General features: G+C 54.5%; 28 protein-coding genes. 18 read left to right on the forward strand and 10 right to left on the reverse strand.

Annotation, left to right across the window (positions count from 1 at the left end; genetic code table 11):
* Window positions 1-92 precede the first annotated feature (92 nt).
* The 11 genes from HY308_02145 to HY308_02195 all read left to right on the forward strand — a co-directional run bounded on the left by HY308_02145 (window position 93) and on the right by HY308_02195 (window position 3962).
* On the forward strand, window positions 93-368 hold the full coding sequence (locus HY308_02145) for a hypothetical protein (protein MBI3897078.1): 276 nt from the start codon (window positions 93-95) through the stop codon (window positions 366-368).
* Window positions 369-421: 53 nt separating this feature from the next.
* Window positions 422-745, forward strand: a complete 324-nt coding sequence (locus HY308_02150) for a BON domain-containing protein (protein MBI3897079.1) — start codon at window positions 422-424, stop codon at window positions 743-745.
* A gap of 45 nt (window positions 746-790) precedes the next feature.
* The gene (locus tag HY308_02155; GenBank protein MBI3897080.1) at window positions 791-1075 is read left to right on the forward strand and encodes a DUF883 family protein; all 285 of its coding nucleotides are present in this window, start codon (window positions 791-793) and stop codon (window positions 1073-1075) included.
* A gap of 3 nt (window positions 1076-1078) precedes the next feature.
* The gene (locus HY308_02160; protein MBI3897081.1) at window positions 1079-1507 is read left to right on the forward strand and encodes a hypothetical protein; all 429 of its coding nucleotides are present in this window, start codon (window positions 1079-1081) and stop codon (window positions 1505-1507) included.
* Complete coding sequence (locus HY308_02165; GenBank protein ID MBI3897082.1) at window positions 1504-1839, forward strand: hypothetical protein; 336 nt, start codon at window positions 1504-1506, stop codon at window positions 1837-1839. Before HY308_02160 ends, HY308_02165 begins: the two co-directional genes overlap by 4 nt.
* A gap of 230 nt (window positions 1840-2069) precedes the next feature.
* Window positions 2070-2267 (forward strand): hypothetical protein, encoded by a 198-nt coding sequence (locus HY308_02170; GenBank protein MBI3897083.1) that lies wholly within the window; start codon window positions 2070-2072, stop codon window positions 2265-2267.
* Window positions 2268-2339: 72 nt separating this feature from the next.
* On the forward strand, window positions 2340-2504 hold the full coding sequence (locus tag HY308_02175; protein MBI3897084.1) for a DUF1328 domain-containing protein: 165 nt from the start codon (window positions 2340-2342) through the stop codon (window positions 2502-2504).
* Window positions 2505-2529: 25 nt separating this feature from the next.
* Window positions 2530-2727, forward strand: coding sequence for a CsbD family protein (locus HY308_02180; protein ID MBI3897085.1), 198 nt, complete (start codon window positions 2530-2532; stop codon window positions 2725-2727).
* 226 nt (window positions 2728-2953) lie between these two features.
* Window positions 2954-3160 carry a cold-shock protein gene (locus HY308_02185; protein ID MBI3897086.1) on the forward strand — a complete coding sequence of 69 codons (207 nt, stop codon included), beginning with the start codon at window positions 2954-2956 and terminating at the stop codon, window positions 3158-3160.
* Window positions 3161-3282: 122 nt separating this feature from the next.
* Window positions 3283-3537, forward strand: coding sequence for a hypothetical protein (locus HY308_02190; GenBank protein MBI3897087.1), 255 nt, complete (start codon window positions 3283-3285; stop codon window positions 3535-3537).
* 53 nt (window positions 3538-3590) lie between these two features.
* Entirely contained in the window at window positions 3591-3962 is a 372-nt protein-coding gene (locus HY308_02195; GenBank protein ID MBI3897088.1) for a PilZ domain-containing protein, read from the forward strand.
* A gap of 66 nt (window positions 3963-4028) precedes the next feature.
* Here the strand turns inward: HY308_02195 and HY308_02200 are convergent, their stop codons facing one another.
* Window positions 4029-4397 carry a hypothetical protein gene (locus HY308_02200; protein MBI3897089.1) on the reverse strand — a complete coding sequence of 123 codons (369 nt, stop codon included), beginning with the start codon at window positions 4395-4397 and terminating at the stop codon, window positions 4029-4031.
* Window positions 4398-4785: 388 nt separating this feature from the next.
* On the opposite strand from HY308_02200, the gene HY308_02205 reads away from it, so the two are divergent.
* The 4 genes from HY308_02205 (at window position 4786) to HY308_02220 (ending at window position 6544) form a co-directional block, all read left to right on the forward strand.
* Window positions 4786-5082 (forward strand): hypothetical protein, encoded by a 297-nt coding sequence (locus HY308_02205; protein ID MBI3897090.1) that lies wholly within the window; start codon window positions 4786-4788, stop codon window positions 5080-5082.
* Window positions 5079-5456, forward strand: coding sequence for a BON domain-containing protein (locus HY308_02210; GenBank protein ID MBI3897091.1), 378 nt, complete (start codon window positions 5079-5081; stop codon window positions 5454-5456). The genes HY308_02205 and HY308_02210 overlap by 4 nt, the downstream gene beginning before the upstream one ends.
* 17 nt (window positions 5457-5473) lie before the next feature.
* A complete protein-coding gene (locus HY308_02215; protein ID MBI3897092.1) occupies window positions 5474-6307 on the forward strand; it encodes a hypothetical protein in 834 nt (277 codons plus the stop codon).
* An 87-nt stretch (window positions 6308-6394) separates the two neighbouring features.
* The gene (locus HY308_02220; protein ID MBI3897093.1) at window positions 6395-6544 is read left to right on the forward strand and encodes a DUF3309 domain-containing protein; all 150 of its coding nucleotides are present in this window, start codon (window positions 6395-6397) and stop codon (window positions 6542-6544) included.
* A 35-nt stretch (window positions 6545-6579) separates the two neighbouring features.
* On the opposite strand, the gene HY308_02225 is transcribed toward HY308_02220, so the two are convergent.
* The 5 genes from HY308_02225 to HY308_02245 all read right to left on the reverse strand — a co-directional run bounded on the left by HY308_02225 (window position 6580) and on the right by HY308_02245 (window position 11086).
* Window positions 6580-7953 carry a sigma 54-interacting transcriptional regulator gene (locus tag HY308_02225; protein MBI3897094.1) on the reverse strand — a complete coding sequence of 458 codons (1374 nt, stop codon included), beginning with the start codon at window positions 7951-7953 and terminating at the stop codon, window positions 6580-6582.
* On the reverse strand, window positions 7922-8494 hold the full coding sequence (locus HY308_02230; protein MBI3897095.1) for a hypothetical protein: 573 nt from the start codon (window positions 8492-8494) through the stop codon (window positions 7922-7924). The genes HY308_02225 and HY308_02230 overlap by 32 nt, the downstream gene beginning before the upstream one ends.
* Before the next feature lie 30 nt (window positions 8495-8524).
* Window positions 8525-9952: a HAMP domain-containing histidine kinase gene (locus tag HY308_02235; GenBank protein MBI3897096.1), complete on the reverse strand. Its 1428-nt coding sequence runs from the start codon at window positions 9950-9952 to the stop codon at window positions 8525-8527.
* A gap of 231 nt (window positions 9953-10183) precedes the next feature.
* Window positions 10184-10561 (reverse strand): hypothetical protein, encoded by a 378-nt coding sequence (locus HY308_02240; GenBank protein MBI3897097.1) that lies wholly within the window; start codon window positions 10559-10561, stop codon window positions 10184-10186.
* 159 nt (window positions 10562-10720) lie between these two features.
* A complete protein-coding gene (locus tag HY308_02245; protein ID MBI3897098.1) occupies window positions 10721-11086 on the reverse strand; it encodes a hypothetical protein in 366 nt (121 codons plus the stop codon).
* A gap of 543 nt (window positions 11087-11629) precedes the next feature.
* Here HY308_02245 and HY308_02250 point away from each other — a divergent pair.
* Window positions 11630-12013: a hypothetical protein gene (locus HY308_02250; GenBank protein ID MBI3897099.1), complete on the forward strand. Its 384-nt coding sequence runs from the start codon at window positions 11630-11632 to the stop codon at window positions 12011-12013.
* Here the strand turns inward: HY308_02250 and ilvD are convergent.
* Window positions 12000-13901, reverse strand: coding sequence for a dihydroxy-acid dehydratase (gene ilvD / locus HY308_02255; protein ID MBI3897100.1), 1902 nt, complete (start codon window positions 13899-13901; stop codon window positions 12000-12002). The genes HY308_02250 and ilvD overlap by 14 nt on opposite strands.
* A gap of 482 nt (window positions 13902-14383) precedes the next feature.
* On the opposite strand from ilvD, the gene HY308_02260 reads away from it, so the two are divergent.
* Together HY308_02260 and HY308_02265 are read left to right on the forward strand one after the other, a co-directional pair.
* The gene (locus HY308_02260; GenBank protein MBI3897101.1) at window positions 14384-15589 is read left to right on the forward strand and encodes an ImmA/IrrE family metallo-endopeptidase; all 1206 of its coding nucleotides are present in this window, start codon (window positions 14384-14386) and stop codon (window positions 15587-15589) included.
* 3 nt (window positions 15590-15592) lie between these two features.
* The gene (locus HY308_02265) at window positions 15593-16105 is read left to right on the forward strand and encodes a DUF4411 family protein (GenBank protein ID MBI3897102.1); all 513 of its coding nucleotides are present in this window, start codon (window positions 15593-15595) and stop codon (window positions 16103-16105) included.
* 135 nt (window positions 16106-16240) lie between these two features.
* Here HY308_02265 and HY308_02270 read toward each other — a convergent pair whose 3' ends face one another.
* The 3 genes from HY308_02270 to HY308_02280 are packed head-to-tail and all read right to left on the reverse strand — an operon-like array spanning window position 16241 to window position 17783.
* Window positions 16241-16747 (reverse strand): hypothetical protein, encoded by a 507-nt coding sequence (locus tag HY308_02270; protein MBI3897103.1) that lies wholly within the window; start codon window positions 16745-16747, stop codon window positions 16241-16243.
* The gene (locus HY308_02275) at window positions 16740-17243 is read right to left on the reverse strand and encodes a hypothetical protein (GenBank protein ID MBI3897104.1); all 504 of its coding nucleotides are present in this window, start codon (window positions 17241-17243) and stop codon (window positions 16740-16742) included. Before HY308_02275 ends, HY308_02270 begins: the two co-directional genes overlap by 8 nt.
* A gap of 36 nt (window positions 17244-17279) precedes the next feature.
* Window positions 17280-17783 carry a type VI secretion system tube protein Hcp gene (locus HY308_02280; protein MBI3897105.1) on the reverse strand — a complete coding sequence of 168 codons (504 nt, stop codon included), beginning with the start codon at window positions 17781-17783 and terminating at the stop codon, window positions 17280-17282.
* Window positions 17784-17894: the final 111 nt, after the last annotated feature.

A 17894-nucleotide genomic window follows, 5' to 3' on the forward strand; every position in this document is an offset into this window, starting at 1 on the left:
GATTCGGGAACAGGGGTTTCATACGCGAAAGGAGCACGGGTCATGCAGCTCAAAAATTTGCCTACGTCGGCGGTATCGCGAGCGTCCTATCAATGACACCTTGGACGATCGCTCAAGCAAAAATGTTGAGTTTTCTTGAACGACCAGCGCCCTACCTCGGCGTGTCCACCGGTCGCCATGACATTAACGAAGACACTCTCGACGAATCGGATAACCTGTGGAAAGTATTTCTCGGTGGTCAGTTCGACCAATATTTTTCCATTGAAGCGGCTTACATCGATTTCAAGAAAGCCGAAAATCAGGGCTCTAATAAGGTGGCGGATATCGATCTTGACGCCGTAACAGCGGGTGTACAGGCAACGTTTTAATCAGTTAGTAGTGTTTTAATTTCCACCAACAATCCGAAGTCAGGAGACTTAACATGAAACAAGTAGCGCGCAGTGTGGGTCTGGCTTGTATTTTGATCGTGGCGCCGATGGCGTTTATTGGCTGCGCGCACGACGGCGAGCATCGCACCGCCGGCACAACGATCGACGACGCCACCATCACTGCCAAGGTTAAATCGCAGCTGTTAGCCGACCCAGCGGTTTCGGGATTGAACGTGAACGTGACTACCAATAGTGGCCAAGTTCAGCTCAGCGGCTACGTCGACAGTCAGGAACAACGGACTAAGGCGGAGCAAGTGGCCAAAGCGGTGGACGGCGTGAAGACCGTCTCCAATGACCTCATTGTTAAAACGCAGTAAGTCGCTTTAGTCACAACCGGTTAGTTTGGACAAAAGGAGAAAGATATGGCAACGGACAAGCCGCATCAGGCTATTAGCGACGCCGAGCGCGCAATTCATTCGACCAGCGAACGGGTAGCACGTGCCGCCCACGAAGCGATCGATACGCTGAGTGATTACGGCACCCGCACGGAGGACCGCCTGCGTCAAACCGGGCGGATCGCCACCGAACGCGGTCGCGAATATGCCGATGAGATGAGTAGCTATATCGCTCGTCGGCCGCTCGTTTCACTCGGTATCGCCCTTGGCGTTGGGCTGCTGCTAGGTGCCCTCAGTCGGGGTCGCGACTAAACGGTGGCTACATCGGCAAGTCGCATCGGGGGCGCGGCGGCCGCAAACACCGCCGCGCCCACCATCGGTGCCAACACCAGCCTGCGCGGTCTCGCCGCGACAGCACTACGATCAGCGCGCGACATCGTCGCACGCTTGGTAGAGATCGCGGCGCTGGAGTCGCGGGTTGCAGGATTGGCGTTGGTAAAAATGGTTATCGCCGCCGTCGTGGCGACGTTGTTGGCAGTAACGACATGGGGACTGTTAATCGCCGCCGCCGTACTCGGTTTAGTCGAGTTCGGCTTGGCCCTCGGCAGTGCCCTACTACTGGCCGCCGTCGTCAACGCCGTAGTCGCCGGTTTACTGATCGCTTTCCTTCCGCGATTGGCGCGCCGACTGACTTTCCCGGTGACGCGAAAGATGTTGGAGAAGATAGGACCAACGTCATCATGAAATTAAAGCATCAACTTCGAACCAAAGAGCGCCAACTGGAGCTGGCGCAAGCGGCACTGCAGCAGAGCACGGCTGAATTTAAACATGTGCTGCACGGCAAGTTAGCGTCGAAGACGGCGCTGGTGATGGGATTCTCGGGTGGCTGGCTAATGGGTTTTTGGCGTAGCCGACGGCAGGCGCGTCGACCCAAAGCCGCTGACGGTATGCGCGAACGGCTGGGTTTGACCCCGCATTGGTTAGCTCATCACGTCGTTTGGCCAGCCGTACTCGCGACTGTATACGATTACTTGTTGTCACGCCGACCGAACAAGCAACAAATGAAATGGCAGTAAGTAAAAGTTTGTGGAACGACCGCGTCGCTTGGCGCAGTCGTTTCACCCGGAGCTTTGTCGTCAGGCAGGGATTGCGCGGCGGCAAATTGCGGCAATCACCGTTCAAGACTACTGCTGGAACGGTGAGAGTGGGCACGGAGAAACACCGGGTCTGCGCGAGGAAAAGTGTCCATGGAAGGACTTTAAACATTCGTTATCAATATCAATCGCAACCGCTTAGGAGAATTGAAATGAGCAAGAAAATCTGGACCACACTCGCTGTTACCGCCCTCCTCGCCGCCGGCACCGTCGCGTGCCAGCGTGATGATGGTAGCCGTTCGGGCAGCTCGTCGACGCCGAGTTCGTCGGGTGGCTCTTCCTCTTCGGGCCAAACGGGTTCCGGCTCGAGCTCAAGTGGTGGCAGCAGCGGTAGCAGCACGCAACAGTAACCTCCGACGGCAAACATCACGCCGGTGATAGCCAAGGATTTAGGCACGTAACAACAACAGAGGAGATGATTTATGTTGACCTGGGCTGTGACGTTTTTAATCATTGCAATCATCGCCGCCTTACTCGGTTTCACCGGTATCGCCGGCACTGCGGCTAGCATCGCCAAAATTTTATTCTTTATCTTTTTAATTCTGTTCGTCGTGTTCTTGGTGATGGGCCGCCGCCCGCCTGTATGAACCTGAATAAAATACGGAGGTGTTTATGAATTGGAATCAAGTGCAAGGCAATTGGAAGCAGTTCAAAGGAAAGATCCAAGCGAAGTGGGGCGATCTTACCGACGATGAGCTCGATGTGATCAACGGCCGTCGTGAGGAACTGGTTGGAAAAATCCAGGAATCCTACGGCATTGCCCGTGAAGAGGCGGAACAGCAAGTTCAAGATTTTGAACGTACGCTGTAACGCATAAAAAATTTGTTGTCTTTGAAGCCGCCGCAAGGCGGCTTTTTTATTTTCAGGCACACGATAACCACCGGAAATTCATTCTGTTCGTTTCCCTACTAATGATACGTGGAAACCCTGAATACGATTTGGTACATGTCCGGATACCTCCGCCGTTAGCGTATTCGTACAGTCTTGGCTCCTGTTAAGGCCACCCGGCAATACAATGGCCGCTCAAGGAGACTCGATGGAAAAAGGTGTAGTTAGGTGGTTCAACGAAAATCGGGGATATGGATTTATCGTACCTCATGGAGGCGGCGACGACGTCTTTGCGCACTACTCCGCTATTGAGATGGACGGCTATAAAACATTGCGTGAAGGACAGATTGTCGAATTTATTCTGGAATTGGGACCCAAAGGACCTGAGGCGTATCGCATTCGAGCGATCGGTTGAGAATGGAGCATCGTTGCGCAACTCGTCGTGTCGTAAACGCCAGAGCGGTTGTTGATTGCCGGCCAGGGGGATTGATCCATGGCCATATTCAAAACATCAGTATCGCTGGACTTTATATAAAGATGCGCCCACTTCATGGTGTGTTCAACGACGATATAAAGATTGTTTTGATCCGCCGTCAACGGCGTATTTGCCGGCTCTATCGATTGCCGGCCGTTATTGTCCGCTGGACGCGCGAAGACGCTGGCTTAATGTTCAGTAATCTAACACCCAACGTGTTCTATGCATTGCTAGCACTACTGCTGGCAGATGAACAACGCCTCGGTATGCCGACTGCCATATCGGCGACAGGCCAAACTTCCCGCCCGCATGGGTGATAAAAAAATTCGGGTCAGTAAATATTATTTATACAACAGCTGGAGGGTTGAAAATGGATAAAGCACAGATGGATCATCGGTGGAGCGCGCGCCAGGCGCTGGCGTTACCCGTGAAACTCTTTAACGACGGCGAAGCCGTTGCCCTGGGTTACACACATAATGTCGGCATTGGCGGCATGTTCGTCAAACTGCAATCGGTGAAAATCGACAAACTGCCGGAAAACGCTCACGTGTCGGTGGCCTTCAGTGTGAATACGGAAGGCAGCACTAGCCACCATCGTCTACCGGCGACGGTAATCTGGTCGGGCGAAAGCGGGGCCGGTCTGATGTTCACTGACTTTAATGTCGAAACAGTTCATACGTTGCGCGATATTCTTTATCCGCACGCAACGCTTAACACGGAAGAGCACCACCGCGAGCATTAAATCGACAGGCGTTTTGATCGCGGGCGGGCGTCTTTAAATGAGTGCCAAAAGCCCGCGATCAAACGTTCAACCACCGCACGGGGCCCGCAACACGGCGTACCCTACCCACACGGTGACGGCGAAAGAAATTAACGCGAGAACAATTGCCAGAGCGACACCCAACCGAGGATCCAATCCGTCACGATGACGCCGCCTTGCCGCTACTCGAAATACACGCACCGCCTGCAACGCCGCGAAGATGATCAGAATCAGCGCAGCAAACGTCAACGCGATAAGCAAAAAAACCGTGACGCGTACACCGAAAAAGTCGACGTCGGCAAACGCAGGCATACAACCCACGAGCTCGACCAAGAACGTAATCAGCCAATAGATGGCGGCAACGGCCGGAGCGCTCAGGAATGCGCTGAAATAATGTCGTTTCGTGGGTGTGGCCATGAAAGTAATGCCAGAATTTTTCTAAAAGTACCGGGAAAAGGCCGGAACTCCGTCATTGCGGCCATGCCGCAAATGCCGTGCGCGCATAATACGCGATGGCGGAAAGCATTCAACCACAGTGCCGGCCGATATTGTCGTCCGTCGGCGACACAATATTCGGTCATCAATCAAAAGGATGAAGGCAACGTGCTCCCTGGCTGTCGCGGCCAGCCGACACCGGTACGGCAAAATCGCTCTAAAACACGGCATTTTCAGCCGGCGATACATGGTACAGCGTTTGCTTAGAGACTTCCGACCGGGGCTTCGCAAGAAGCCACAAACGAAGAGTGGTAATTATCCGGTAGATGTAACAGTGTCAATGATGGCGCGGTTAGCGCAAGGAGAACCCGTGGCGATAGAACAAGCACACAAGGCAGTGAGCAGCGCCGAAAGCGCTTTGCAGTCGACGACCGAGCGCGTCGCCGAGGCGGCGCATGATGCAGTGGAGGCGCTCCGCGGCTACGGCGAATCGGCGGAGGAATACCTGCGCATCGCCGGTGAGAATTCCCGCGCTTATATCGATAAAGCATCGGCCTACATTGAAGCGCACCCGATGGCTGCCATCAGCATTGCCGCTGCCATTGGCTTTACCCTCGGCGCCCTCACCAGCCGTCCGCCGCACAACTCCGAAACGCAAATGCCATGAAATGGTTAATGGTCGCCGCATTGGGTCTTGCGGTCGTCGGCTGCGATGTGCCGCCGCTGCCACGCTCGCAGCCCAAGGCGAATGGGGCACTTAAGACGTGTTATCAGCCTCCCATCTCACCAACACCCCAACCGCTAACGGCGTTAGTCATCAGTTATATCAGTCGCGATCCGATGACTTGCCATCAAGATATTCGAGCAACGCTCATGACCGGTCGACTGCGCTTAAGCGGCGTCGTTGACAGCGCGGCTGCCAAACTGCGTGCGGCCGAACTGGCGCGGGACATCGCCAATATCGCCATCGACAACCATTTGATCGTGCGCGATTCCGACATTACCGATAGTCCACTCGCTGGTGTCGAGGTTTATTTATAAAGCAAGGAGAGCAACACATGGCAACGGTAATGGAAGTGCAAACGTTAGACACACGGCTAGCCCGTCGGTCTTATTTTTCGGCGATCCGCTGGGGAGCCATCCTCGCCGGCGTTGTCGGCGGAACGGCGAGCTATTTATTGTTATCGCTCTTAGGCGTAGCTGTTGGGCTAACCGCTATTGATCCAACCTCAGCAGAACCCATTGGTCGGGTCCCCCTCGGCGCCGGCATTTGGACCGGCGTTAGCTTATTGGCGAGTGCTTTTATCGGCGGTTACGTCGCGGGTCATATGTCCGGGCTTTCACGCTCATCCGACGGCATGTTGCATGGCTTCGTATCATGGGCCGCAACTACCCTGCTTTACGCCGTCCTAACCACCAGCGCTATCGGCGCCATTCTCGGCGGAACGTTCCGCGTGCTCACTGCCGGCACACAGACAGCGGCGCAAGCCACATCGGGCAATTCGCAAGGTGCGCTCAATCAACTGAGTCAAATGATCGGCGCCAACGGTCAGGTGAATCCGGAATCGCTCAATGCTGTACGCAAGGCGATTTCATCCGGCAACCGCGAACAGGCGATCAAAGTGCTGGTAAACGACATGGGGGTAGCCCCCGATCAGGCTGAACAAGTGGTCGATCGCATGACACCGTTGCTGTCCCAACAAGGTGCCCGCGAAACCGCCGCTAAAGCAACCGACGCGCTGACGGCCGCTTCGTGGTGGCTATTCATCGGCCTCTTGCTGTCGCTAGTGCTCGGTGTCTCCGGCGGCGCCACGGGTGTGCGCGCCACCGGGAAGCGGTTGGCAGGTGATCATATTGCCGAACGGCAAACGCGCGTTACCTCCGTTGGGTAAATAAAGCGTCGCCCTTTCCCGTGCATGGGTGAGGGCGACAAGACCCAATAGTAATCAACAATAAATGGAGAAATGGAGATTGCGATCATGACGATCAACACGCTACTGCTCATTATTATTGTTTTACTACTGATCGGGGCACTTCCGGTGTATCCCTACAGTCGCGGTTGGGGTTACTACCCGAGTGGATTGCTAACAACAGTACTCGTCGTCGTCTTAGTGTTAGCGTTACTTTAAAAATATTGAATGGCCCCTTGGGGGACCATTCAGTCTCAACCAACAGTTGTCGCCCCGTCACCTCGAAACGCTTTCGGTTCCAGGTGATATCGCCGCAGCAATTTATAAAACTCTGTCCGATTGCGCTGCGCTAACCGTGCTGCCCGACTGACATTACCTTGCGTCATACGTAACAGTTGCGTGAGATAGTCACGCTCGAACTGATCGCGACGCTCGGCGAATGATAGTACGTGGCTCGGCTGATGATTCAGCGCCTTATTCACCAGGCTCGCTGTGATAATCGACGAGGTCGACAAGGCAAACGTATGCTCGACCACGTTTTGTAACTGCCGCACGTTTCCTGGCCAGCTCGCGCCAACCAGTAGCTCCATTGCCTCCGGTGCAAACGTCTTCGGTTCCTTGTTGCTGCGCTCGGCGACCTTTGCCAAGAAATAGCCAACCAACATCGGAATATCTTCGGGACGTTGCGCTAACGTCGGCAAACGTAGCGTGACAACGTTCAACCGGTAGTAAAGGTCTTGACGAAACTCGCCAGTGACGACGGCACGATCGAGATCACGGTGAGTTGCCGAGATCACACGCACATCGACCGGAATTGTTTCACTCGATCCCACCGGTCGCACTTCTTTCTCTTGCAAGACGCGCAACAACTTCGCTTGAAAGGTAAGCGACATATCGCCGATTTCGTCAAGAAATAACGTGCCGCGGTTGGCTGCCTGGAACAAGCCTTTATGGTTCTGCGTGGCGCCGGTAAATGCGCCTTTCATATGACCGAACAATTCCGACTCGAGCAAGGTCTCCGGAATCGCACTGCAGTTCATGGCAACAAACGGCTGCTCGCGACGCCGGCTGGCGCGATGGATCGCCCGTGCCAATAATTCCTTGCCGGTACCGCTTTCACTTTGAATGAGAACCGATGCCTCGCTGTCGGCCACCAGGCGCGCCTGCTGCAGCAGATCTTCCATCACCGCGCTTTGACTAATGATCTCGCTGCGCCAAGCGCGGTCGGCAGTGCTGCCGTCGGTCGTACGATGCGCGCTGGTCACGCGTAACGCCTGCTCCACGACTTTCAACAGACCTTTGCTATCGAACGGTTTGGTGAGATAACCGAAAACGCCGCGCTTAATCGCGTCGACCGCTTCCGGGATGGTACCGTGCGCCGTAAGTATGATGACCGGCAACGTCGGGTGACGCTGATGGATAGCGTTATATAACGTCATACCATCGATACCGTCCATGCGTAGATCGGTAACGACGAGCTGCGGTTGCGCGGCGGCTAACCGCGCGAGTGCCATCTCGCCGCTCTCCGCCGCTTCCGCCGTATAGCCAGCGGCATTGAGCCGCATGACCAACAGCTTTAGCAAGCCGACATCGTCGTCAACTACCAGAATTTGTGCGCGGCTGTCCATTTCGGGGTGTTATCACAGGGGGTGAAGTGCGTCGGTCGATCTCTTCTTCGATCGCCCGTAATTGTTCCAGTTTTTTGCTAAGCGCCTGCCGTTGCCGACGCTCGTCTTCTACACTGTGTTCCAAGGTACGGCGCTCGTCCAGCATTACCAGCAGTAACGCTGCCAGACTTCGATAGAGCTGCGAATCGTAATCGCCGTCGCCGACTGATTGCAGCAACAAATCGCGCGCACGCGTATCGTTGCGAAACTCGGCGTGCCGCACGCTGAGTAATGCCGCAAGCTTTAAACGATCGGTAATATTTTCATCTTTATTGTAATTTGCCTCGACACGCTCATACTCGCGGCGCAATTCGTCCGATGAAAGCAATTGCAACGTCGCGGTATAACTCATTAGCGCCTCGAGATCGTTGGCGGTCAAACGTTGTTCGACCGGCTGATCGCGCGCAGGCTCGCCATCGGCCTTGGGCGTCGACCATGTCGCACACGCCGGCAACAGCGAAAAAATCAAGACAATAAAAACCTTTACTCTCTTATTATTCATGGAATGCGCTTCTTGCTTCGACCGCCGAGATTACGCGCCGGCCAAAGGCAACGCAACGCGCAAATGCGCGCCGTGCACACTATCCAACACTTCGATCGTGCCCTTATGCACACGCGTATAAGCATGCGCGATCGACAAACCTAAACCACTGCCGCGTACACGCGCCTTCGTTGCGGCTTGACCTTGATAAAATGCATCGAAAACTTTAGTGCGCTCTGACATGTCAATGCCTGGCCCTTGATCGCACACGTCCACCACGGCTTTACCCTCGGCACGTTGCAGCTGGACGAAAATCTCGCCGCCCTCAGGCGAATACTTAATAGCATTCGACAGCAGATTATCGAAAATCGATTTCAATTTTTCCTGATCGCCTACCACCGTCGCTTCGGTATATTCGCAACGCACTTGCAACCGTCGCGCCGACAACGACGGTTGCTGTTCCTGCACGGTGCGTTCGAGCAAGCGATGCAGTTGCACCGGTCGGTCGTTGAGAAATGGGTCTTCCGCTTGGGCGATGCTGAAGTTGATAAGGTCGTCGATCAGCTTATGGAGACGCACACTGTTCGTTTGCAAGATGCGGACAATCTCGGCCTGCTGGCGATTGAGCGTTCCCGGTACCTCGTCGTGCATCAGCTCAATGCCTTCACGCAGCGCCGCCAACGGTGTTTTTAGTTCATGCGAGATATTGCGCAGAATAGTGACCTTGTGCTGTTCGAGTCCACGCAATCGCAGTCGCAACCAATCGAGCTGCTTTCCTAGCTCTTCCAAATCGCGTGGTCCGGTCACGCGTAATGGCTCGACGAATTTACCGTCGCCCAAGGCGCGAATAGCGCGCGCCATTTGTCGTATCGGCCGGTTGATCAACGCACTATAGATCGCCGCCAGCATTAACGCCGCCGGAATGAGCGCTACCGCCTGATAGACCAAGCGGTGTTTCGTTTCGGAGGCCGCTTCCTGGATCTGATCGACCGCCTGCCCCACTAACGTGCCGCTTTCCGCCAGAATGGCTCGGCTGACGACGTCGAGTGCGGCAAATTTATCGATCGCCGCGCGCGCTTCGGCGGCTGGCGAATTGGCATCGAGCACCTCGAAAATCGCGTCTTCTTCGTCGCGCAGCGTTTCCAAGCGTTGCTGTTGCGCTTCAGTCAGCGTATGTGCGGCTAGGCGCGCGGCATCCTCTTGGAACCGACCATGACGTTCGAGATAAACCTGATATAAGGCACGATTGCGCACGACTTCGTATTGACGTGCCGCTCGCTCGAGCGACGTGATGTGCGTGGCTAATAGTTGACTGAGATGCAGTGTCTCGGCAGCTTCGTAGATCCACGACTTACCTTGACGCGAAAGCCGATCGACCGAAGTGATCGCCGATAACTGGCCGATGATCAGTAACAGTGCGAGTAAAAAGAAACCGGTAAGAATTAAATAACGACTGGATGTCGCTCGATAAAAAGTCACAGACGCATCCTAGCACGTAATATTTTTTGCTATGCCGGGATGCTAACACTGCAGTTACATTTCCCCAATGCGGTCTCTCCCAACTAATTAAAAGCGAAAGACCACACACTTTACATTCATCCATGATTCCCGCCCCGGCCATCTTCCGAGGAGGAGCGGCTGAAGATGGCCGGAGCGGGTTCCCATCCATGGGAACATCACCCTACTTAACTCGCGATTTTTTAGATCGCGTTATTGCGTTGTGGTCGTCGAGCCGGAACCCGAAGCGCCGCTGGTGTCAGTCGACGAACCGGTGGAACCGGTCGAAGAAGAACCGCTGCTACCCGACGAATTGCTGGTCTCACCGGCCTTGCCGCCTTTCTGCGCTTTCTTGGCGGACTCGTACTCGGAGCGGCTCAACTGACCGTCGCCGTTCTTGTCGTACGACGCAAAGTTTTCCGAAAGACCGGTGACGCTACGCGCTTCATCCACGCTAACGGCGCCGCTGCTGTCGGCATCGGCCTTCTTGAAGGTCGGCCAATCTTTCGCCGAGCTGTCGGCTGCTTGCGCGGCAAACGGAAGAGCGGCTAAGGCCATTGCGACTGCTACTGATTTTGCGATCCTGTTCATTTTTAATACTCCTTACCTATTACGTTGATGTGAAAAAACTCGCCCTTCTTTAATTCATTGTTTGGGCAGAACAATGGGTTTCTTGTACACCTATCCTAAAGTACCCGGCTGAAACGCCCTTGACGACGACCAGCCGGGCAAAACATCTGGATCGAAATATTATTGTGTTGTAGTGGTGGAACCAGAACCGGTGCTGCCACTCGAGCTGCCGCTGCTACCACGGCCAGCTGCTTCGAATTCCGAACGCGACAATTGACCGTTGTGGTCGCTATCGGCCGTCGTAAAGTCCAGACCCGTTACCGAAGCCGCTTCACTGGCGTCAATAGCGCCGTCACGGTTCTTGTCGATATCGCTGAACGAGGTTCCCGCACCGGTGGCGGACGAACCGGTTGAGCCGGCCGCCGCGCTGCCCGTCGATCCGGTGCTGCCGGACGCGCCGGTGGAGGTGCTGCCAGCGGCGCATGCAACGCCCGACACTGCTGATAGTGCGAAAGCAAAGAGCACAGCTTTATTGAGAAATTTCATATGACAATCTCCTTAACTGAATGGTGGTTAAGACCGAGAGCACTTCGTGTGCTCGTGCCACTCCCGCATTAGCAATGCGCGTGCCAACGCGTAACCCGGCGTAAATTCAGCGTAATTAACTGGTGACGCGCATTGCGATGCAGTTATTTGTCGTCGGCAGACGACGCTAGATTTTCGTTGTCGCGATAGTTCGCGTGTTTAACTGAGTTTTTTATGTCTCTGTGCAGCGACAATTGCGCCGATAGTTAACGACAGCGCTAGCACTCGCGCGTCAGTAACACGGCTCTACTTACATACGCGATGTATGCATCGCATTTAAAACCTGCGAAAAATGAATCGCCGAGCCAACATCAACCGAACATATCCACGATAACAATGAGATTTTCATGGCACAGCATTTGCTATGGTCTACGGCATGCTTTAGAAACGGAGAATAAAATGCGCGTCATTATGTTGTGGTTGCTCGGCGTCCCCTTCGGCGCGCTACTCGTTCTCATGCTTCTTGGAATCCTGTAACACATCTCAGGCAATTGGAGGTCGACGATGGAACGGCGACGGAAAGTACAACATAAAAATAAAGGAAACCAACTGTTGCAGCGTTACCCAAACACGACGGAAGTAGAATCGACAAGCGCCCTCGAACGCGCACTTGAAACACTACGGCAAACCGAACAGGCGTTTGCTTCCTTATGCGAAGAGCTGCTCAAAGAACGGCGCCGCACCGCTGAAGCGGTGCGCTGCCTCAAGGAATATCGCCGACTTTATTTGCTGGCGCGCGCGAGTGCGGTACACATCGCGCAATCGGCAGCGCAACCGGCGCCGCTCGCGCCGATTAACCGCGATGCGGCGCTGATCTTCCTCTCCGAATGGCGCCGGGAAAAACAACGCCATCCGCCATTGGCACCCGAACCGACTATTCGTCGGTAACGCACCCGTCGGACGCGTTCTTGACGGTCTTGATGTACTTGTAGAGCGTCCCTCGCGTCGCCTTGTACGCCGGCATTTTCCAGGCGGCGCGGCGACGCGCCAGCTCATCGGCGGTCAACGCCACATCGAGCCGCTTGCTGTCAGCATCGATCGTAATGACATCGCCGTCGTTGATGAGTGCAATCGGACCGCCTTCCTGCGCTTCGGGCACTACGTGGCCGATGATGAAGCCGTGCGAACCCCCAGAGAAACGCCCATCGGTGATGAGAGCGACGTCTTGGCCGAGGCCGGCGCCCATGATGGCTGACGTTGGCGTCAACATTTCCGGCATGCCCGGGCCACCCTTCGGGCCTTCATAACGGATGACGACAATGTCGCCTTTCTGAATTTCTTTGCGCTCGAGCGCCGCCAACATGTCTTCCTCGGCGTCGTAGACCCGCGCCGGGCCGACGAAGCGCAGACCCTCTTTGCCGGTGATCTTGGCGACCGAGCCGCCGGGCGCGAGATTGCCTTTCAAAATCTGAATGTGGCCAGTCGGCTTGATCGGCTTCTCCAACGGCAGAAACACTTCTTGCCCAACCTTCAGGCCCGGAAGGTTTTTGAGATTGTCGGCGATGGTCTTGCCGGTCACGGTCATGCAGCTACCGTCGATCAAGCCCTGCTCCAGCAAATACTTCATCACCGCCGGAATGCCGCCGACTAAATGCAGGTCTTCCATCACGTACTTGCCCGATGGTTTCAAGTCGGCCAAGAACGGAATCCGATCGCTCACTTTCTGGAAATCATCGATCGTCAACTCGACATCGACCGCACGCGCCATGGCAATGAGATGCAACACCGCATTGGTCGAGCCGCCGAGCGCCATTACCACTACCATCGCATTTTCGAACGCGGCGCGCGTCATGATGTCGCGCGGCTTTAGATCGAGCTCGAGCAAACGCTGAATCGCTTTACCGGCATCGAGGCATTCGCTGATCTTGCCGCCATCCACCGCCGGCGTCGACGAGCTATACGGCAACGACATGCCGAGCGCCTCAATGGCCGATGCCATGGTGTTGGCGGTGTACATACCGCCGCAAGCACCGGCACCGGGGCATGAATGGCGGACGATATCGCCGCGCGTGTTGTCGTCGACTTTACCGGCGATGTACTCGCCGTAACTTTGAAACGCCGAGACGATATCGAGAGTACGGCCGTGTGAACGACCCGGCTTGATCGTACCGCCGTAAATCATCAGCGCGGGTCGGTTAAGACGACCCATCGCGATCACGCAGCCCGGCATATTTTTATCGCAGCCGGGTATCGCAATCAGCCCGTCGTACCATTGGGCGCCGACCACGGTCTCGATCGAATCGGCGATGAGGTCGCGCGACTGCAGCGAGTACGACATGCCATCGGTGCCCATCGAAATGCCATCGGATACGCCGATCGTGTTGAAGCGCATGCCGACCAATCCGACCGGCGCGCAGCCTTCCTTCACCTTGGCGGCGAGGTCGTTCAAATGCATGTTGCAGGTATTGCCCTCCCACCAAACACTGGCGATACCAACCTGCGGTTTGCTCATGTCCGCTTCGGTCAGACCGGTACCGTAAAGCATCGCCTGCGAAGCGCCTTGCGAGCGCGGCTGAGTGATGCGGGAGCTATAGCGATTGAGCGGCTTCTTCGACAAGGCGTACTCCGTAAAGGTTTTCGAGATGAACGAGGGCCGGCATTTTACCCCAGCTTTCCGGGGTTTCCGATGGCAATCGAACGCAACCGCAGGGCAATGGCATCTAGCCCAAGCACCATCACAATGAAATAGCGTCTTTCCACCGCGGACTCGCCCGGGCCGGTGTCGCGCACGGATTCGACCCTCCCGACATGCCGGCAGTCGCTCCCTGTTTTGCATCGACCGGCCCGAATACGTGGGCAATTAACCAATAACGCCGCGTTTCGATCCGGGTTCTTTTTTTACGGTTTTCGGTGACTTTCTCTTGACCCACCACCTATCCGAGCCGAGCGTGGTGGCAAAGGCGCTGACCCCGTGAATCGCACATTGATCGCCGTCGGCGGAGCCGCGCACGGTCTTGCTATCTGTGGAGACATGGCCGCAGGTTGCCCCGACAATGTCGGCAACCCAGCCCCGAAAGGCAACAAGATATACCGCCCTTCGACGGGGGAATAAAGGTTGACGCCAAAACTGGCGAGAGCGGACATCTATGACAACTTAGTTTGTATTAGGCCAACTTTATATCTGACACACAGCGTCAGATTGTAATGTCCGAAGTCGACCCCTGAGCGGACATTCATAACAATCCCGCAACAACAAATTGGGTTACGATTACAGCAACTAATTATACTGAAACACATACTCGGGTAAGAGATGCACAGATGCCCCGCGTAAACCCCGAAATATTGGTCTGGGCTCGAGAGACGGCCGGTTTGTCCATCGACGAGGCCGCAGCGAAGCTCGGAATTAGCAAGGCCCGCGGCATTGCCGCGGCCACGCGACTCAGCGCGCTTGAAACAGGCGTTAGCGCACCGAGCAGAACTCATCTGTCGAAAATGGCGAAGCTCTACCGCCGCCCTCTCCTAACCTTCTACATGAGCGCTCCACCACGTAAAGGTGATCGCGGTCAAGACTTCCGAACCTTGCCAGATAGACAAACAGAAGCCGAGCCACTCGTCGATGCGCTTATACGCGACATACGAGCTCGTCAATCAATGGTGCGAACAATCATTGCTGATGATGAAGAAGTAGCACCGCTTCGGTTTATTGGGTCGATGAAGATGGACGAGGGAGTTGGTACCGTGCTCGCTTCCATTCGGCAAATTCTTAGCTTTGATCTTGCCACATTTAGAGCGCAAGGCTCACCCGAAGCTGCATTCAGCTTGCTCCGCGCAAAAATCGAGGCAGTTGGCGTTTTCGTGTTGCTCGTTGGCAATCTCGGCAGTCACCATACAACGCTTGATGTCGCAACATTTCGAGGTTTTGCCCTTGCAGATCCAATTGCCCCATTCGTCGTTATCAACGATCAGGATGCTAAATCAGCGTGGTCATTTACTCTCCTGCATGAACTAGCACATCTATGGTTGGGTGCGACTGGCGTGAGTGGGCAGTTCACTGACATGCAGCTCGAACGCTTCTGTAACGACGTGGCAAGCAACTTCCTCTTGCCGGGCAATGAACTTAACCTCGTCGGAGTCGATCAGCGTACCGACCAACGAACTGCGGCAACACAAATTAGTTTATTCGCCAAAGATCGGTTACTTAGTCGAACGATGGTGGCATATCGACTGTTCCGAGCGGAATTGCTCTCGGAAAAGATGTGGCAGAGGTTGAGATCGCAATTTGAATCAGAATGGCGCCAGAGTCGCGCCGCTCAGCGAGAGCGCAATCGCGAGCAGGATGGGGGGCCAGACTACTATGTCGTCCGCCGGCACCGGCTAGGGTCCGCGCTACTTAGTTTCGTTGCTCGTAACATGAGTGAGGGATCTCTTACACCGACTAAAGCAGGCAAGCTTCTGGGTGTGAAAGCGCGGAGCGTTCATCCTCTTTTGAGTGGGGCAGCTCTCTCGATTGGTCAGGCAGCATAACGCATGCTCTATCTACTCGATGCAAATGTCCTCATTACCGCAAATAATCTGTATTACCCGGTCAAAGCTGTTCCGGAATTTTGGGCATGGCTCGCTCATCAGGGAACGACTAATGATCTAAAGATGCCCATAGAAACATTTGAAGAGGTAAAGGACGGTGGTAAAAACATTGAGAAGGATCTTTTATTTGCGTGGGTTAACGCCAATAAGGCGGCGATACTTCTTGACGAAGAGGCTAGCGCCGAGCTGGTTCGCCGAGTTGTAGAAGAAGGTTATGCGCCAGACCTAACCGATGATGAGGTTGAGCAAATTGGTCGAGATCCATTTTTAATCGCCTATGCGCTCGCCTCACCAGGTGATCGGTGTATTGTGACGACTGAGGTATCCTCCCCACGCAAACAAAGGCAAAACCGGCGCATCCCCGACGTCTGCGCAGGTCTTGGTATTACGTGCTGCGATACTTTCGCGATGCTGCGCGCACTCGACTTCTCAACCAATTGGCGAAAGCAAAATTAGGTTGTGAACGTTTGCTCTGTTTAGCATTGAGTAGAAGCGGCCATCAACGCCTGAGTTTGAGTCTGAAGTCGCTGACCCACCACCTACCGCTCATTCGACATTACGTTTTTAAGAATCGCGAAGTGTCGAAGCCAACTATCGCTTTTGTTTTCTCGAATCTGGCTCTTGATATTTATATTTAATTACCTCCTCAAGCGCCGGCAGAAACGAGTTTTGCTTACGCTCACCCAAATAGAGACCACACAGGCCAGCTAGATCCCGCTCATACAAATAGGAAAACTCCTGGTAGTCGGCTTGGTCCACCGTCTCCGATTCAGCGATCAAATTACAAAATTCCATTGCCTTTTCTAGCACCTGGAGAATTACAATTAGCTCACGACCGTCGACGTCGGCATTGCCGGTTGTAGGTGTTATGCGGCCGTGTCGCACCAGACTTTCCAACTCCGGCATGGTCGGGTCGATCCCACGCTGCACTAAATACAACTCACACAGATGGCTCAAGAGTCCTTGAAACTTGGATATATCTTCGTCGATCCTCCTCCTGTCGCCAATTCCTGACTGGATCACGAAATTACTGTATTGAATGGCGGTGTCCGCAGCTTGGACCAACATAATCAAGCCCCTGTCTCTAATATCAACCATGCCCCATCCCCTTCATTTGTCGCAACTGTATTTCTGCGTTCATCTTAAGTTGATCAAGCGCTTTCAAAAACGTCCACTTCGGCATCCTATATTTCGGCGCGATGGTGTAATGAGTACAGTTTTTCCCTTCCAAAGATCCATCCTTGGTAATTATCAACTCATCCGGAATCGAAGTACCACCCGGGATAAAGAAATATTTCCAATTCTTGTGCCCGAATATTCCTTCGCGGTCGGCAAGGGAGGTTCCTTTGGGCCTTCCTTTCTTATCGAACTCCAAATCCACACACCATTCATCAAATTCAGCATCAAACCGCGGCTTGATGTCGGCTTCTCTCGTGCCCCCGTGGGATAAGGTCCGATCCTCTAAATCCGGATAAAGCGGATTGGGCCTGTCATCTTTAAGATGCACCCCTCTCCACAAGTCCAACTTCGTATTCTCCACGCCAATTTGTTCAAAGTGGCTCCGCTCAATCAGGATGTCTTCAGAAGTAACCATGGTTATTCTCCTTGTCGTCGCGCAAAATCGTTGAGCTTATGACTTGGTATTCGTCGCCGTATCAAACCCCACCGCCATCGGCGACAACGCCAGCCCATCGTCATCAAACGGCTGATACTTAAACTCCATCGCCGTAAAGCTAAACGAGATCATCTCCAACGGCCGGCGCGTGTATTTGTAATGGCCACCGGTGGTGTAGCGACAGATCAACGCATGTTTGAAAATAATCTCGGCGTAGCTCTGGGCGCCGGTGCCCTGCCCGGTCTTGGTCAAGTGCGCGATGATTGTCTGACCGCGGCCGCAACAGGATTCCAGAAACAGGCTTGGCGTGGCTGAGTCCATGAAACGGGTTACGCGCAGGTCGCCCATCGCGGCGTTGATTGATTCGCGGTCGAATTGTGTCGATGAGCTCGACGTTATCTCGCGATGGACGTCGTATTGAATGCTTTGAATTTCGAGCCAGCCGGCCCGAAGTTTGTCGGCAACGTTTCCTTTGATGCCGGGAATAGAGTCGAGTAAGCCTTGGCAGTTACCTGCCAAGGCTCCTCCAAGAACCGTGCTTGATAGTTGTCCCATCACACGGCTCGCGTCAGACATAAGGCTTGGTTTACCCACACCCGGTCGCTCGATTGAATGATAGGGATGGAGAGG

This window comes from Gammaproteobacteria bacterium (genome assembly GCA_016199745.1).
GTDB lineage: Bacteria > Pseudomonadota > Gammaproteobacteria > Acidiferrobacterales > Sulfurifustaceae > JACQFZ01.

Bases quoted from the DNA above. Each gene is read 5' to 3' on its own strand.
- HY308_02190 (MBI3897087.1), top strand. From the start codon at position 3,283: ATGCGCCCACTTCATGGTGTGTTCAACGACGATATAAAGATTGTTTTG.
- HY308_02250 (MBI3897099.1), top strand. From the start codon at position 11,630: ATGGAACGGCGACGGAAAGTACAACATAAAAATAAAGGAAACCAACTG.
- HY308_02215 (MBI3897092.1), top strand. From the start codon at position 5,474: ATGGCAACGGTAATGGAAGTGCAAACGTTAGACACACGGCTAGCCCGT.
- HY308_02185 (MBI3897086.1), top strand. From the start codon at position 2,954: ATGGAAAAAGGTGTAGTTAGGTGGTTCAACGAAAATCGGGGATATGGA.
- HY308_02240 (MBI3897097.1), bottom strand. From the start codon at position 10,561: ATGAACAGGATCGCAAAATCAGTAGCAGTCGCAATGGCCTTAGCCGCT.
- ilvD (MBI3897100.1), bottom strand. From the start codon at position 13,901: ATGCAAAACAGGGAGCGACTGCCGGCATGTCGGGAGGGTCGAATCCGT.
- HY308_02260 (MBI3897101.1), top strand. From the start codon at position 14,384: ATGCCCCGCGTAAACCCCGAAATATTGGTCTGGGCTCGAGAGACGGCC.
- HY308_02180 (MBI3897085.1), top strand. From the start codon at position 2,530: ATGAATTGGAATCAAGTGCAAGGCAATTGGAAGCAGTTCAAAGGAAAG.
- HY308_02175 (MBI3897084.1), top strand. From the start codon at position 2,340: ATGTTGACCTGGGCTGTGACGTTTTTAATCATTGCAATCATCGCCGCC.
- HY308_02270 (MBI3897103.1), bottom strand. From the start codon at position 16,747: ATGGTTGATATTAGAGACAGGGGCTTGATTATGTTGGTCCAAGCTGCG.
- HY308_02265 (MBI3897102.1), top strand. From the start codon at position 15,593: ATGCTCTATCTACTCGATGCAAATGTCCTCATTACCGCAAATAATCTG.
- HY308_02200 (MBI3897089.1), bottom strand. From the start codon at position 4,397: ATGGCCACACCCACGAAACGACATTATTTCAGCGCATTCCTGAGCGCT.
- HY308_02230 (MBI3897095.1), bottom strand. From the start codon at position 8,494: ATGAATAATAAGAGAGTAAAGGTTTTTATTGTCTTGATTTTTTCGCTG.
- HY308_02225 (MBI3897094.1), bottom strand. From the start codon at position 7,953: ATGGACAGCCGCGCACAAATTCTGGTAGTTGACGACGATGTCGGCTTG.
- HY308_02220 (MBI3897093.1), top strand. From the start codon at position 6,395: ATGACGATCAACACGCTACTGCTCATTATTATTGTTTTACTACTGATC.
- HY308_02275 (MBI3897104.1), bottom strand. From the start codon at position 17,243: ATGGTTACTTCTGAAGACATCCTGATTGAGCGGAGCCACTTTGAACAA.
- HY308_02150 (MBI3897079.1), top strand. From the start codon at position 422: ATGAAACAAGTAGCGCGCAGTGTGGGTCTGGCTTGTATTTTGATCGTG.
- HY308_02165 (MBI3897082.1), top strand. From the start codon at position 1,504: ATGAAATTAAAGCATCAACTTCGAACCAAAGAGCGCCAACTGGAGCTG.
- HY308_02195 (MBI3897088.1), top strand. From the start codon at position 3,591: ATGGATAAAGCACAGATGGATCATCGGTGGAGCGCGCGCCAGGCGCTG.
- HY308_02210 (MBI3897091.1), top strand. From the start codon at position 5,079: ATGAAATGGTTAATGGTCGCCGCATTGGGTCTTGCGGTCGTCGGCTGC.
- HY308_02145 (MBI3897078.1), top strand. From the start codon at position 93: ATGACACCTTGGACGATCGCTCAAGCAAAAATGTTGAGTTTTCTTGAA.
- HY308_02155 (MBI3897080.1), top strand. From the start codon at position 791: ATGGCAACGGACAAGCCGCATCAGGCTATTAGCGACGCCGAGCGCGCA.
- HY308_02245 (MBI3897098.1), bottom strand. From the start codon at position 11,086: ATGAAATTTCTCAATAAAGCTGTGCTCTTTGCTTTCGCACTATCAGCA.
- HY308_02170 (MBI3897083.1), top strand. From the start codon at position 2,070: ATGAGCAAGAAAATCTGGACCACACTCGCTGTTACCGCCCTCCTCGCC.